At 60.1% G+C, this 12,843-nt stretch carries 15 protein-coding genes; 1 reads left to right on the top strand and 14 read right to left on the bottom strand.

Annotated elements, in window-relative coordinates; genetic code table 11:
* Positions 1 to 5: 5 nt before the first annotated feature.
* Positions 6 to 2,594, bottom strand: coding sequence for an ATP-dependent chaperone ClpB (gene clpB, locus DXY29_RS05330; RefSeq protein ID WP_115023526.1), 2,589 nt, complete (start codon positions 2,592 to 2,594; stop codon positions 6 to 8).
* A 144-nt stretch (positions 2,595 to 2,738) separates the two neighbouring features.
* On the opposite strand from clpB, the gene DXY29_RS05325 reads away from it, so the two are divergent.
* Positions 2,739 to 2,948: a hypothetical protein gene (locus DXY29_RS05325; RefSeq protein WP_115023525.1), complete on the top strand. Its 210-nt coding sequence runs from the start codon at positions 2,739 to 2,741 to the stop codon at positions 2,946 to 2,948.
* A gap of 61 nt (positions 2,949 to 3,009) precedes the next feature.
* On the opposite strand, the gene DXY29_RS05320 is transcribed toward DXY29_RS05325, so the two are convergent.
* The 13 genes from DXY29_RS05320 to DXY29_RS05260 all read right to left on the bottom strand — a co-directional run bounded on the left by DXY29_RS05320 (position 3,010) and on the right by DXY29_RS05260 (position 12,805).
* Positions 3,010 to 3,288, bottom strand: coding sequence for a hypothetical protein (locus tag DXY29_RS05320; protein ID WP_115023524.1), 279 nt, complete (start codon positions 3,286 to 3,288; stop codon positions 3,010 to 3,012).
* A 19-nt stretch (positions 3,289 to 3,307) separates the two neighbouring features.
* Positions 3,308 to 3,703: a hypothetical protein gene (locus tag DXY29_RS05315; protein WP_115023523.1), complete on the bottom strand. Its 396-nt coding sequence runs from the start codon at positions 3,701 to 3,703 to the stop codon at positions 3,308 to 3,310.
* Positions 3,703 to 3,945 (bottom strand): Nif11-like leader peptide family natural product precursor, encoded by a 243-nt coding sequence (locus DXY29_RS05310; protein WP_170952129.1) that lies wholly within the window; start codon positions 3,943 to 3,945, stop codon positions 3,703 to 3,705. Before DXY29_RS05310 ends, DXY29_RS05315 begins: the two co-directional genes overlap by 1 nt.
* Before the next feature lie 5 nt (positions 3,946 to 3,950).
* A complete protein-coding gene (locus DXY29_RS05305) occupies positions 3,951 to 4,310 on the bottom strand; it encodes a c-type cytochrome (protein WP_115023521.1) in 360 nt (119 codons plus the stop codon).
* 132 nt (positions 4,311 to 4,442) lie between these two features.
* Positions 4,443 to 4,802 carry a plastocyanin gene (petE, locus tag DXY29_RS05300; protein ID WP_115023520.1) on the bottom strand — a complete coding sequence of 120 codons (360 nt, stop codon included), beginning with the start codon at positions 4,800 to 4,802 and terminating at the stop codon, positions 4,443 to 4,445.
* Between the two features lie 7 nt (positions 4,803 to 4,809).
* Positions 4,810 to 5,829, bottom strand: a complete 1,020-nt coding sequence (locus DXY29_RS05295; RefSeq protein WP_115023519.1) for an NAD(P)-dependent oxidoreductase — start codon at positions 5,827 to 5,829, stop codon at positions 4,810 to 4,812.
* Positions 5,826 to 6,884, bottom strand: coding sequence for a uroporphyrinogen decarboxylase (gene hemE, locus DXY29_RS05290; protein ID WP_115023518.1), 1,059 nt, complete (start codon positions 6,882 to 6,884; stop codon positions 5,826 to 5,828). Before hemE ends, DXY29_RS05295 begins: the two co-directional genes overlap by 4 nt.
* 81 nt (positions 6,885 to 6,965) lie before the next feature.
* Positions 6,966 to 9,263 (bottom strand): 1,4-alpha-glucan branching protein GlgB, encoded by a 2,298-nt coding sequence (gene glgB / locus DXY29_RS05285; RefSeq protein ID WP_115023517.1) that lies wholly within the window; start codon positions 9,261 to 9,263, stop codon positions 6,966 to 6,968.
* A gap of 60 nt (positions 9,264 to 9,323) precedes the next feature.
* Positions 9,324 to 10,034, bottom strand: coding sequence for a DUF3887 domain-containing protein (locus tag DXY29_RS05280; RefSeq protein ID WP_115023516.1), 711 nt, complete (start codon positions 10,032 to 10,034; stop codon positions 9,324 to 9,326).
* Positions 10,035 to 10,044: 10 nt separating this feature from the next.
* Positions 10,045 to 11,649, bottom strand: coding sequence for a CocE/NonD family hydrolase (locus tag DXY29_RS05275; protein ID WP_115023515.1), 1,605 nt, complete (start codon positions 11,647 to 11,649; stop codon positions 10,045 to 10,047).
* Positions 11,639 to 11,920: a hypothetical protein gene (locus DXY29_RS05270; protein ID WP_244279318.1), complete on the bottom strand. Its 282-nt coding sequence runs from the start codon at positions 11,918 to 11,920 to the stop codon at positions 11,639 to 11,641. Before DXY29_RS05270 ends, DXY29_RS05275 begins: the two co-directional genes overlap by 11 nt.
* Before the next feature lie 46 nt (positions 11,921 to 11,966).
* The gene (locus tag DXY29_RS05265) at positions 11,967 to 12,368 is read right to left on the bottom strand and encodes a DUF4332 domain-containing protein (RefSeq protein WP_115023514.1); all 402 of its coding nucleotides are present in this window, start codon (positions 12,366 to 12,368) and stop codon (positions 11,967 to 11,969) included.
* Complete coding sequence (locus DXY29_RS05260) at positions 12,368 to 12,805, bottom strand: DUF2518 family protein (RefSeq protein WP_115023513.1); 438 nt, start codon at positions 12,803 to 12,805, stop codon at positions 12,368 to 12,370. The genes DXY29_RS05265 and DXY29_RS05260 overlap by 1 nt, the downstream gene beginning before the upstream one ends.
* Between the last annotated feature and the right edge of the window lie 38 nt (positions 12,806 to 12,843).

Here is a 12,843-nt window from a genome sequence, read left to right as displayed (position 1 = left end):
TTTTGTCAAAGCAAGCGAATTTGTTCTGACTCCATCTCTACATGGATGGCTTCTCCCTCGCGATAGCGCCCCGCCAAGATCGCTTTTGCTATGGGAGTCTCAAGTTCCCGTTGAACAGCCCGTTTCAGCGGTCGTGCCCCGTAGACAGGGTCATATCCGGCACTGGCGAGCCAGTCGGCGGCCCCTTCACTCAGGCTGAGCTCCAGCTTGCGGTCAGCCAGCCGCTTGCGTAGGCGTTCCACCTGGAGGGTGACGATCTGGCGCAGTTCCTCCCGCCTGAGGCTGTGGAAGATGATCTGATCGTCCAGACGATTGAGAAATTCCGGCCGGAAATGGGCCCGGAGAGCTTCATTCACCCTGGCTTCCATCGCTTCATGCTGCTCGGGATCAGCGGCCAGCTCAAGGATCGATTGGCTGCCGATGTTGCTGGTGAGAATCAGCACCGTGTTGGTGAAGTCCACGGTGCGGCCTTGCCCATCGGTGACGCGGCCGTCATCGAGGATTTGCAGCATCACGTTGAAGACATCGGGGTGGGCTTTCTCCACCTCGTCGAACAGGATCACGGCGTAGGGCCGACGACGCACCGCTTCGGTGAGCTGGCCCCCTGCTTCATAACCCACATAGCCTGGGGGAGCACCGATCAAACGACTGACGGTGTGCTTCTCCATGTACTCCGACATGTCGATGCGCACCATCGCGTCATCGCTGTCGAACAGCCGGTTGGCGAGTGCTTTGGAGAGTTCGGTCTTGCCAACACCGGTGGGGCCGAGAAAGAGGAAGCTGGCGATGGGGCGGTTCGGGTCGCTCAGGCCTGCCCTGGATCGTTGGATCGCATCCGCCACCGCGGTGACGGCCTGGTTCTGGCCGATCACCCGCTGATGCAGGTCATCCTCCAGCTGCAGCAGCTTCTCCATTTCGCTCTGCACCAGCCGCGCCACGGGGATCCCGGTCCACTTGGCGATCACCTCGGCAATGTCGTCTTCACTCACCTCCTCCCGCAGCAAGCCTTTCTCACCAGGCTCCTCCGAGGCGATCTGGGCTTCCTGCTCGAGCAACTGCTTCTGCAGCGAGGCCAGGGTGCCGTATTCCAGTTCCGCCGCTTTGTTGAGGTCGTAGCTGCGCTTGGCTTGTTCCACCTGCAGCTGCACCCGTTCGATCTCTTCTTTAAGCGAAGAGAGCTCGTCGATGGCGCCTTTCTCCTGCTGCCACTGGGCATTCAGCGAACTTTGCTGTTCGCCCAGTTCCGCCAGTTCCCGTTCGATCCGTTGCAGCCGTTCCTGGCTGGCACTGTCGGATTCACGGCCGAGGGAGAGCTTTTCCATCTCCAGCTGCAGGATCTTGCGATCGATTTCATCGATCTCCTCAGGTTTGGAGGTGATCTCCATCTTCAGGCGCGCGGCGGATTCATCCACCAGATCGATCGCTTTGTCGGGCAAAAAGCGGTCAGCGATGTAGCGGCTGCTCAAGACAGCAGCAGCCACCAGGGCACTGTCGGCAATGCGGACGCCGTGGTGCACCTCATAGCGCTCTTTGAGACCGCGCAGGATGGAAATCGTGTCTTCCACCGTGGGTTGATCCACCAACACTTGCTGGAAGCGTCGCTCCAGGGCAGGGTCCTTTTCGATGTGCTGTCGATGCTCATCAAGGGTGGTGGCACCGATGCAGCGGAGTTCTCCCCGGGCCAGCATCGGTTTGAGCAGGTTGCTGGCGTCCATGGCTCCACCGGTGGCTCCTGCGCCCACCACCGTGTGGATTTCATCGATGAACAGCACGATCTGGCCTTCGGAGGAGGTGACCTCCTTGAGCACAGCTTTGAGGCGTTCCTCAAACTCGCCTCGGTATTTCGCTCCAGCGATCAGGGCCCCCATGTCGAGGGCGATGAGCTGACGATTCTGCAAGGCCTGCGGTACGTCACCGTTGACGATCCGCTGTGCCAGTCCCTCCACAATTGCGGTTTTGCCAACCCCCGGTTCGCCAATCAGCACGGGGTTGTTCTTGGTGCGTCGGCTGAGGATCTGGATCGTGCGTCGGATCTCCTCGTCCCGCCCGATCACCGGGTCTAGCTTGCCGTCACGGGCAGCTGCCGTCAGGTCCCTCCCATACTTTTCGAGGGATTCATAGGTCCCCTCTGGGTTCTGATCGGTCACCGTCTGGTTGCCTCGCACAGCAGTAATGGCTTCTTTGAGTTTGGTGGTATCAACGCCCGCTTGGCTGAGCAGTTGCCTTCCGCAGCGCTCATCGTCTGCCAAGGCCAGCAACAGATGTTCGATAGCGATGTAGCTGTCGCTGAATCCATCACGGGCTGTTTCTGCTCGATCCAGGCAGCTGTTCAGGGAACGTCCCAGAAAGACTGATTCCGGTGGAGATCCAAGGCTGGGTTGCTGCTTGAGATGGGTCTCGACCGACGCTTGGAAATTGGCGACGTCGACACCTGCTTTGCTCAGAATTCGGCCAGCCAGACCGTTCTGCTGCAGAAGAGCCAGCAGCAGATGCTCCGTTTCAAGGTGCTGATGTTTGCTGGTTTGCGCCAGTTGCTGGGCGGCGACGATGGCGGCCCAGGCTTTTTCAGTGAACTGTTCCGCCGTGGGTTGCATCTCTGATGCGCTTCAAACTCCGTTCACCGTATGGCGATTGATGCGAGGCCCGAGGGGGCAAACCGAAGAATTCGGTTGGGTGCTCTCACCACGGGGCGGCAAACCGGAATGGGTTTTTAGAGTTCGCCGAACTGAGAAGGGCCGATGTCTGATCCACAGCTGGTGGAGTCTCTCGTCCAGAAGAGTTTGGCGCTGTCGTCGACAGCTGGCGGAGAGTTGGAGCGCAGCTGTTGGATGGTCGTCCATGAGCACCATCACGGGGTGAAGCCGACGGAGTACGACATCCGCGAGATTGACGAAGACCTCTACCTCGGTGTGCTGAAGGCTGCCAAACAGGCCCATCCCGCTTCGTGAGATTCAGTCTCATTCAGGGTCTGATCTGGCGAGTCAGGACGTGCGCTGAGTTGATGCTTGATCAACCGTTGAGGAGCTGCCTCAGCAATGCACGGTGAGCGTTTTCGGCCTCAATCGTCTCTCGCATCTCCTTGGGAAGACGGGCTTCCAGGATGTCCTGCTTTTTCATCTCCGTGGCGTAGCGACTTTTGAAGTCGCTGAAGTTGTTCAGGTAGGCCGTCGCGATCTCTGGGGTGAAGGCAATGACCTCAAGTGCGTGTTTGAAGTGGAGGTAGGAGACGGTCCAGTCGACCAGTTCCTCAAAACTCTCTAGGCCCAGGGGGTTGTCGGGAAGCGTCATTGGGTCGTGGTCGGTTGGTTCAGCCGAAACCCTCGGCCTTGGCTTGGTCGGTCAGCCCCCGCAATTGACCGTTGAGCAGTGCATCGCGCTCGCGGTCAGCCCCCACATGGGGTGCAATTTCCACCCCTGCGGCCTGCATGGCCTGCATGGCGGCGGCTTCCTCTTCTGATCCTGTTTCGCTGCTGAGGTAGCGCTCCACAGTGGCTGCGCCGGTGGCATTCGCTGCGAAGTACACCGTTCCAGGGCCGCGGCGCACGACGGTTTGACGTCGCTGCCTTCGGCGTTGTTGCACGCTTGCCCAGAGCCGGCCTTGATTGGCGGTCATGAAGGCGTTCAGATCGGCGGCATCGGTGTCTTCGGCCAGAGCCATGCTGGTGCCATCAATGAAATCACTGAGCAGGGTGACAACGGCCATCAGGACGGTCTTGATTGAGAGGGTGGTGATTGAAAGGAGCGTTGGATCCTGCTGGTTTTAAACCAGCGAGTGATGGCTGATTCCTGAGCATCGTCGCGGAGATCTCGCTGGATCACGTCGAAGCCATGGCGCTGGGCCAGGGCCAGCAATTCGATGTCATCGCTGCAACGCGCAGCATCGCGTCGCAATCCCTGGTGATGCTCGATCGCCCGCAGAAAATCTTGAAGAGCTTCACGACTCATCGCACTTACCAGCCCAATTCAGCCCGTTGTTCGACGTAGGTGGCCACCGCAATGATCTCCTCTTCACTCAGTTTGTCGGCATAGCCGGGCATTGCATTGAGGCCATCCTCGATTTCATGCTCCAGAGCCTCCAAAGGGGCGCTCGTGTAGGCCTCAACGTGGTTGCTCAAGTCGCTGATCTTCAGCGTGCGTTTGGCGCTGATCACATTGCCGCCTCCCATGTGACAGGCCGCGCAGTTGCTGTTGAAAATCTGCTCGCCTTGCTCAAAGGCTGAGGTGTCCATCGCCATCGCCGGGGCTGACAGCAGATCAGTCGAACCGACGATCATCAAGAGCGTCAGGATCAGGCCTGCAGCGCGTGCCATCAAAATCCGTTCAATACTCCAAGGTATCCATCGTTTCTGGCAAAAAAAAGAACCCTGAGCTGTGATTGACACACAGCTCAGGGTTGTCAGTTCAGTTGGGATGAAACCTTAATTTCTAGAGAAATTTTGGAATCACTCGACGATCACCTTGCCGACCATGCCAGCACCACGGTGGGGCTCGCAGTAGAAGTCGAAGGTGCCAGCGGTAGCGAAGGTTTCTTCCCAGGATTCGCCGGGGCTGAAGGCGAGATCAGAGTGGCTGTACTCATCGTTGCCTTCGAAGACAGCGTTGTGAGGTGCCAATTTGTTGTTGACGAACTTGACGGTGTCGCCTGCCTTGATGTTCACGGTGGCAGGTTCGAAAGCGAGCATGCCGGCGTCTGTGCCGAGCTTCACCTCAACGGTGGCGGCTTGAGCGCTGCCAACGTTGAGGCCAATCAGCATCAGGAAGGCGCAGCAAGCAGCTGCAACGGTGCGGATGACGGAGCGCATGAAAGAGCTATGTCGATCCAGAGATTTTACGCGAAGCTCTCGGGCTTCCGCGATTGGGTAGGCCGGAATCACTAAGAACTGTTGCTAAGTCCGGGGCATGGCTGCGGCCACCGAAGCGTTCCGGCTGCGTCACCGGGTCGTGAATGAAGTGGCGCTGCCGAATGCTGAATCGGTCCCAAGCGTTCACTTCAATAGGGAGAACGCGGATCAGGGTTTCAATCAGCCATGGCCAGAGCGGAATGCCTGGCGTGCGAGCAACACCTCGCCACCGGCAGAGAGTAGCCACGGTGTCGTTCACCGAGATGGCTGGTTGACCCATGACCACACGGCGCAGCGCCCCTTGACCGGGCTCACGGTTTGGCTCATGGGGATGTGTTGACAACAGGCCGCAGATGCGTGCGATGTCTTCCGCATGGATGAAGTGGAAGCTCGCATCCACCCGCAGCCAACGGGCCAGCCACAGCCAACGGCTCGCTTCAGCCAAGCCTTCGGTGAGATAGCTGGTGGGGAAGGGGCTGGTCCCATCGACCCGTCCGCCAAACACCAAGGTGGGAAACACCGCGATGATTTTGCTGGCCAGGGGGTGCTGTTCAAGATCCCTGAGGCAGCGCGCCTTCGTTTGGATGTATTCCGTGCCGTAGGCCAGAGCTTCCGGCAGGGGACGTAGGTGCCGGTCGAGCACGCTGGCCGTTGAGAAATAGATGACCTGTTCCAGCTTGGCTGGATCCAGAAGCTCAAGCATCCGCTTCACGGCCACCACATTCACCTGTTCGGCCCGCTCGGGATCACCCCAGGCTGTGGCGGTGTGGATCACCCGGTTGATGGTTGCCAGCTCATGGGCAAACCGGTCTGTGTCCCGAAGATCCCCCACCAGAAGGCGGATGCGTGGGTGGTCTGCAGGAACAGCATTGAGCTTGGCGGGGTCCCTCAGCCAGAGAAGCAACTCTGCCTCGGAATTCTCCAGCAGCCAGCGGGAGACGTACTGACCGACGCAGCCGCTGGCGCCGGTCACCAGGATGCGGGTCAAACGGCAGCCCCGAGACGGTCCATCACGCTCTTGCCGGAGCGGAAGAAGGCTTCACCGTTCTCCTCGGGAGTTCCCGGCAGGATTCCATGGCCCAGGTTGAGGATGTGCTTGCGACCGCGGGCCTTGCGGACGCAGTCATCGATGCGAGCCTCGATCGCCTCTGGGGTGCCGAACAGCAGGCCGGGGTCCACATTGCCCTGAACACCGATGTGCTCCGGCAACCGCGCCAGGGCTTCGGCCATGTCCACCGTCCAATCCAGCGAAATGATGTCGACGCCGGTGTTGGCCATCCGCTCGAGCACACCGGCGCTACCGGAGATGTAGAGGATGAAGGGGGTATCAGGGTGTGTCTGCTTGACCAGATCCACCACTTTTTTCTGATAAGGCGCAGCAAAGGTGTCGTAATCAGCAGGGCTCAGCTGGCCAGCCCAGGAATCAAACATCTGCACCACCTGAGCCCCGGAATCAATCTGGTAGCGCAGGTAATTGGCGATCGACTCAGCGAAGTGGTCGAGCAGCTTGTGAAGCATGTCAGGCTCGCGGAAGGCCATGGCCTTGATCACCGCGTAGTTCTTGCTGCTCTTGCCCTCCACCACGTAGGCGGCGAGGGTCCAGGGGGCACCGACGAAACCAAGAACAGCCGCCTCGTTTCCGACGCTTTCGCGGAGACGTCCCAGAACTTCTCCCACGAAGGGCATCGACTCGGCTGGGTTCAGCGGGTGCAGGGCATCCACCTGGGCCATGCTCCGGATGGGGTCGCCAATCTGGGGACCTTTGCTCTCGATGATGTCGAAGTCAATCCCCATCCCCGGCAGGGGCGTGAGGATGTCGGAGAACAGGATCACGCCGTCGGGTTTGAAGGCACGAAACGGCTGCATCGAGATCTCATAGGAGAGATCTGGGTTTTCGGACCGCTCACGGAAGCTGGGGTACTTGTCCCGCAGGTCCCGGTAGATCTTCATGTAGCGCCCGGCTTGGCGCATCATCCAAACCGGAGGACGCTCCACCGATTCACCTCGCGCAGCACGCAGGAGCAGGGGTAAAGAGTCGCTCATCAAGCCCGGTCAGGTCAGCCGAAAACTTACCTGAATCAAAGGCTCCACTAGCGCTTCACCCCCTGATAGTCATCACCTTCGTCACAGGATGTTGTCAGGTTCGCTGCTGCTGAGGCTGCGTTTCGGGTCGTGCTTGAACACCATCAGGCTCAGCGGTGGCAGGCAGAGATCCAGGGAGTTCTCGTAGCCATGGATGCCCCACTCTTCCGTCGGTTTGCCGCCCATGTTGCCGAGGTTGCTACCGCCGTATTTGGCCGCATCGGAGTTGAAGATCTCCTCGTAGAAGCCCGCGAGTGGAACGCCCACGCGGTACTGGGAGTGGCTTTGGGGAGTGAAGTTCGCCACCACCACGAGCCAGGTGCCGCTGCTGCTCTCCCGACGCATGAAGCTGATGACGGAGTGGCGGTTGTCATTGCAGTCGATCCACTGGAAGCCGAACTGGTCGAAGTCGTCACGCCACAGGGCCGGTTCCGCCTTGTAGAGAACGTTGAGGTCATCCACCAGTCGCTGGATGCCTTTGTGGGGTTCGTAGTTGAGCAGATCCCACTCCAGATCCCCCCAAACGTTCCATTCGGCCCGCTGGCCGAATTCCATCCCCATAAAGATCGTCTTCTTGCCGGGGTGCGTCCACATGTAGGCCAGCAAAGCCCTTGTGTTGGCGTACTTCTGCCAGTCATCTCCTGGCATTTTGTGCAGGAGATGGCTTTTGCCGTGCACCACTTCATCGTGGCTCAGCGCCAACATGAAGTTCTCGGTGTAGGTGTACCAGATCGAGAAGGTGATGTTGTTCTGATGGAACTGGCGGAACCACGGGTCCAGCTCGAAGTAATCGAGCATGTCGTGCATCCAACCCATGTTCCATTTGAGGTTGAATCCGAGCCCTCCGATGTCCGTTGGCTGCGTCACCATCGGCCAGGTTGTTGATTCCTCCGCAATGGAGAGGGCTCCGGGGTAGTGCTGGAACAGCACGTGGTTGGCTTGTTGGAGGAAGCGGACCGCCTCGGTGTTTTCCCGCCCGCCGTTCTCATTCGGGAGCCATTCCCCATCGGGACGCAGGTAGTCGCGATACAGCATCGAGGCCACCGCATCCACACGAATGCCATCGATGTGGAATTGCTCGAACCAGAAGATCAGATTTGCAACAAGGAAATTGCGAACCTCATTGCGGCTGTAGTTGAAGATCAGGGTGCCCCATTCCTTGTGCTCCCCGATCCGTGGATCGCTGTGTTCGTAAAGGTGTGCACCATCGAAGAAAGCAAGGCCATGGGCATCCTTCGGGAAATGGCCAGGAACCCAATCGATGATCACCCCGATCCCTTCGGCGTGGCAGCGATCTACGAAGGCCCGGAATTCATCAGGCGTTCCGTAGCGGCTGGTGGGGGCGTACCAACCCGTCACCTGATAGCCCCACGACCCATCGAAGGGGTGCTCGGTGATCGGCATCACCTCGATGTGGGTGAATCCCCTCTCCTTGACGTAGGGGATCAGGCGATCGGCGAGCTCGGCATAGGTGAGGAGGCGAGCACCGGGCTTCATGTCCGCCGCAGGGACCGGTTTGCGGGGGGTCCCGTCAGGTTGAATCCACGGCGCCTCCGCTGAGGCGTGGATCCAGCTGCCCAGGTGCATTTCATACACCGAGATGGGTTGATCCAGCGCGTTGCTGCTGTCCCGCTTCTGCATCCACTCCTGGTCGTCCCAGCTGTATCCGTTCAGGCGGGCCACCACGGAGCTGTTGTCCGGGCGGACTTCGTGCTGGAAACCGTAGGGATCAGCCTTTTGGTAGCAGTGGCCGTCCTGGGTGCGGATTTCGTATTTGTAGAGATGCCCTTCATTGAGTCCGGGAATGAACAATTCCCAGATGCCCCCGAGACGCTGTTGCATGGGGTGGTGGCGTCCGTCCCAGGAGTTCAGATCTCCGATGACTGAGACGCTCAGAGCGTTGGGAGCCCAAAGGCAGAACATCACACCCGTGATGCCTTCTCGCTCGGTGAGGTGGGCACCCATCTTTTGCCAGATGTGGTGATGGTTGCCCTCAGCAAACAGGTGGCGATCCATTTCGCCCATCCATTCACCACGGAAGGCCCAGGGATCGTGCTGTTCGTGAACGATGCCGCCTCGTTCGACTCGGACCCGGTAGTCCAGGCCAGGGTCCTTGCCGATCTCTGCCTCAAACACCCAGGGGTGGTTCGGCGTGGTCATGGCGATTTGTTCGCCAGCCACCAGCAGGGTCACGCTTTGGGCCTCTGGCATCCACATCCGCACGGTCCAACCCTGATCCGAGGGCTGGGGACCGAGCACCGCGAACGGGTGGTCATGGCGACAATTCGCCAACCGTTCGCCGTCCTGCACCATCCAGTCGAGGACTGCGGCGACACCCATGGGAGACCTAAGAATTGGGCGCGATGTTAAGCCTGATTTACGAAACAAATCCGCTGATCTTCAGACGAAGTCCCTGGAAATGTCGACGTTGATGATCCGACCACGTTCGTCGAAGATCACAAACAAGTTGGATGTGGCCTTGCCGAAGGCAACAGCCACGAGGACGAGTTGCTGATCCCCCCCCTGGTGGGCGATTACGGCGTCCTTGACCTTGCGGAAACCACCAGCGACTCGGCTGAGCTTGGTCCACTTGCGTTCCAGGTCTCCAGGAGCCAGCTCTTCCTGAAGTTGCAAGGACATCTTGGACCTTGCGGCAATCCAACGGCCTGCCGCAAGGTCCCGGGTGAATTCCAGCGCTGTTGTTTCGATGGGTTGGATCTGATCGGTCCACTTCCAGGCGAGTAGCTTGCCGTCCTCGTCCAGCACCATCAGCATCCCTTCGTCCCCGGATGCGGTGGTCACGACAGCGTCAATTGTGGTCGTGTTGTAGCCGGGAATCACGCTGACAATGCGGCTCGCTTCGATGGCTACGCGTTGGTCAAGGCGAGCCTGGACGGTCTTGACATCAACACTGGTCTGGACTGGAGCGGCTAGGGCGCCATGCATCACGTTCCCTTGGCGTTCCTTCAGAGCCTCCAGCAGGACTTCGGCGGCCGCTGTTGCCTGGGCTGGTGTGAGTTCAGTCCTGGTTAGCTCCTCCGCTGCTGCGGGACTGATCAACCCGATCGGGGCTGACAGAGCGATGGCCAGCAGGGCAGCAGAGAGCTTCAAAGCACAAACATCAGTCGAGCTTCAGTCTGCCGGAGGCAAAGGGGTTCAGCTGCAGGGTGGAGTCAGCAAGCTCGAGTGTCAGCGTCACCACACGATGCTCCGGGCTTGGTGCTCCGCAGGGCACGCCGTCGTGCCCAGGGTTGACGCCAATGGCAGGCCACGCTGCTGCTGCGATTGAGATCCGCAAGCGATCTCCCTGAGCCAGTGCGGCCTGAAGGGGTTGAAGTGTCACGTTGCGGATGGCTGATGTCAGCGCCCCTTCCCCTCGAACTCGCAGGACGCCCGTACTCAGTTGCTCAACTGTGTTGGCGTCAGCAGGCAGGCGCGACAGGCTGATGCAGAGATCAAAGCCTGGCTGGTCTGCTTGGGTGTTCAGCAGCAGCAACGGCTGACCCGACAGCAGAAGTTCAGCCCCCAAAGGTGCAGAGGTGAATGTTGCGACGTCGCTGCGTTGATCAACCGCAAAGCGGTCCACGGGGCCCGGGCTTGTTCCGAGGTGTCCACCAATAGCTGGAACCGGTCGCCAGGGGTCATGAACGATGCTGACGCCGCCCTCTCCCTCTCCATCCGTCACGAGCGCACCGTCGTGTGGATCGATGCAGGCCAGTCCCTGGCTTCGCAGTCCCCATGAGATCGCTTCGAGCGCGTCTGGTGCGGGGATGGCGTCCCAGTGATGGTCCGTGATGTTCCAGAGCTGGCTGGTTGGCGCCGGCTCCAGTGGTGGTCGATCCTGTAAGTGCTCTTGGAAGAACTGCAGCAAGAGCTGCTGGGTTTCCGGCCACCACTGCAGGTGGGAGGCCGGTCCGATATGGAGTGATGGCTGGCCTCCAGCGGCTTGGCTGCGACACCAGAGGTCGAGAAGGCCTGCCAGATGTGGGTCCCACCATCCGCCGATTAACAGCATCGGGCGTTGGAGCCAGCTCACGGGGGGGTGATGAACCGTCCATTGCTGCTCCTGGGCCGGGTCGCTTTGCAACCATCTCCAAGCCATGCCATCAGGGTCATGGCGTTGCAGCAGTGCAGGCCCGTCCCGCAGGTAACGGTTGTCTTCCAGGCTTCTGCGGATTTCCAGCCAGGCCGTTGCATCTCCGCGTCGCTGTGCCTGAAGAGCGGCGAGCTGGAGCCCCCAGCCGAGTCCTAGGTGCCACCAGTGGGCGCCTCCTTCACAACTCCAGTGGCGACGTTCGTCCAGTCCGGTCATCGCCGGTGTTGTGCAATCCGGTGGCGGCGTGGATTCAGCTGCGGTGAGCTGGGTTAATCCCTGATACGAAAACCCGTAGGCCCCAAGGCGGCCATTGCATTCCGGCAGTTGGCGAACCCAGGCGTGGGTGGCGGTGGTGTCGGCCGCTTCCTGACCAAACCCCCCGAAGCTGCCTTCCGATTCCCCTTGACCTCGCACGTCTTGAACGACGACCAGGAATCCATGGGAGGCCCACCATGTTGGATGGGCGTAGGTGACCGTTGAGGCGATGCGGCTTCCATAGGGTTGCCGCATCAGCAAGGCAGGCCAGGGTCCGCCCCGGCTGGGGTGCCACAGCCTCGACTGCAGCACGACGCCATCAGGAAGCGTCAGCGCCGCATGGCGGCAGTGAACTCCATTGGTCTCAGCGGACATCGGGGCAATGCATCCCCACGACGTAGGTCACCAGGATTTCCGCATCCTGAAAGTTCAGGTTCTGACTTGTGGCGACCTCGCGGGTGGCTTTCTTGGAGTAGGCCGACTGGCCGTTGTCGTTCATGTCCCGGAATGAACGACACATCGCCTTGGCTTTTTCAGGATTGCGTTTGACGCTGTTGAGCAAATCTGAATCAGCAGCACCCACAAGTGCGGGAGATCCGATCAGAGCCAAAGCAAACAGAGCTGTGCGCAGGGGGGACAACCTCATAAATTCTTCTTACGCAGGATTTGACATCAAGTCAGGGCTGTTGGGGTCAGTTCGCAAGTTGTTTGGCGCGTCGGATCCAGTCGCCGGCCACCTTCAGATCCACGACGGCTGGCCTTTTGGTCCCGAGGCTGCGCTCCAGCCTGCCGGTCTGGCGTACGAGGCGCTCGGGGCTGCACGCCGCTAAAGCGGCCGGCGTGGCAATGCCGGCATGCATTAGCAGTGCCGCGTCCTGGGGGGGAAGATCCAACCCGCAGACCAAGTGCGCCATGCCCCGTAGCCGTTTGAGATTGCGGGCCGATGCCTGACCGCTGCGGGCCAGTTGGCTCAACTCCAGATCCGTGAGGTCACGGATGGACGACCAGTGGTTGATGCCGGCTTGATCAAGCTCCTGTTTTTCCCTGCGAAACGACTGGGGAAGCTCCTGAATTGTGTCGTTGAAGTTCGGCATCAACGAAAGGTCTTGCTGACCTCGCCAAGGATGACGGGGCGGCCCTGGCCGTCGCCTTCTGTCTGGATTCCCCGCAACCGCACCAGCACAGTGCTGCTGCTGCGGCCGGAGCCACGCAGGTTCCCTTCCAGTTGCTCCAGGGTGGCCTGGACTGTTGAGGGCGCCAGGTCGGTAGGCACCTGTGCCACGACCAGGTCGTTGCCGTTGTCGAACACGATCGGTGCCCGTACAGCGCCCTCCACCACTACGGGGGGGGTATAGCTCACGCCGAATGCCCAGCAGCTGACCGCCAGCAACAACGTGAAGCTGCTGACGCCGACCAGGCGAAAACGGATGCCCCAACGGGCGAGGAAACCAACAGCTGTCAGCAATCCCAGCCCAAGACCGGACCAGCCCAGCCAGGGAGCGGCAGTGAGCAACAGCTGATCGAAGGACATGGGGTCTGGTGGACTGAAAACAGTCTCCTTATATTGCG

Source organism: Synechococcus sp. UW69, assembly GCF_900474185.1.
Taxonomy (GTDB): domain Bacteria; phylum Cyanobacteriota; class Cyanobacteriia; order PCC-6307; family Cyanobiaceae; genus Parasynechococcus.
The sequence above is the reverse complement of the archived record's forward strand: the minus strand, read 5'-3'. Positions and strand labels throughout refer to the sequence as shown.

Coding starts and splice junctions, on each gene's coding strand:
- DXY29_RS05305 (WP_115023521.1), bottom strand. CDS start 4,310: ATGGCACGCGCTGCAGGCCTGATCCTGACGCTCTTGATGATCGTCGGT.
- DXY29_RS05320 (WP_115023524.1), bottom strand. CDS start 3,288: ATGACGCTTCCCGACAACCCCCTGGGCCTAGAGAGTTTTGAGGAACTG.
- glgB (WP_115023517.1), bottom strand. CDS start 9,263: ATGGGTGTCGCCGCAGTCCTCGACTGGATGGTGCAGGACGGCGAACGG.
- clpB (WP_115023526.1), bottom strand. CDS start 2,594: ATGCAACCCACGGCGGAACAGTTCACTGAAAAAGCCTGGGCCGCCATC.
- DXY29_RS05260 (WP_115023513.1), bottom strand. CDS start 12,805: ATGTCCTTCGATCAGCTGTTGCTCACTGCCGCTCCCTGGCTGGGCTGG.
- DXY29_RS05315 (WP_115023523.1), bottom strand. CDS start 3,703: ATGGCCGTTGTCACCCTGCTCAGTGATTTCATTGATGGCACCAGCATG.
- DXY29_RS05325 (WP_115023525.1), top strand. CDS start 2,739: ATGTCTGATCCACAGCTGGTGGAGTCTCTCGTCCAGAAGAGTTTGGCG.
- hemE (WP_115023518.1), bottom strand. CDS start 6,884: ATGAGCGACTCTTTACCCCTGCTCCTGCGTGCTGCGCGAGGTGAATCG.
- DXY29_RS05265 (WP_115023514.1), bottom strand. CDS start 12,368: ATGCCGAACTTCAACGACACAATTCAGGAGCTTCCCCAGTCGTTTCGC.
- DXY29_RS05270 (WP_244279318.1), bottom strand. CDS start 11,920: ATGAGGTTGTCCCCCCTGCGCACAGCTCTGTTTGCTTTGGCTCTGATC.
- DXY29_RS05275 (WP_115023515.1), bottom strand. CDS start 11,649: ATGTCCGCTGAGACCAATGGAGTTCACTGCCGCCATGCGGCGCTGACG.
- DXY29_RS05310 (WP_170952129.1), bottom strand. CDS start 3,945: ATGAGTCGTGAAGCTCTTCAAGATTTTCTGCGGGCGATCGAGCATCAC.
- petE (WP_115023520.1), bottom strand. CDS start 4,802: ATGCGCTCCGTCATCCGCACCGTTGCAGCTGCTTGCTGCGCCTTCCTG.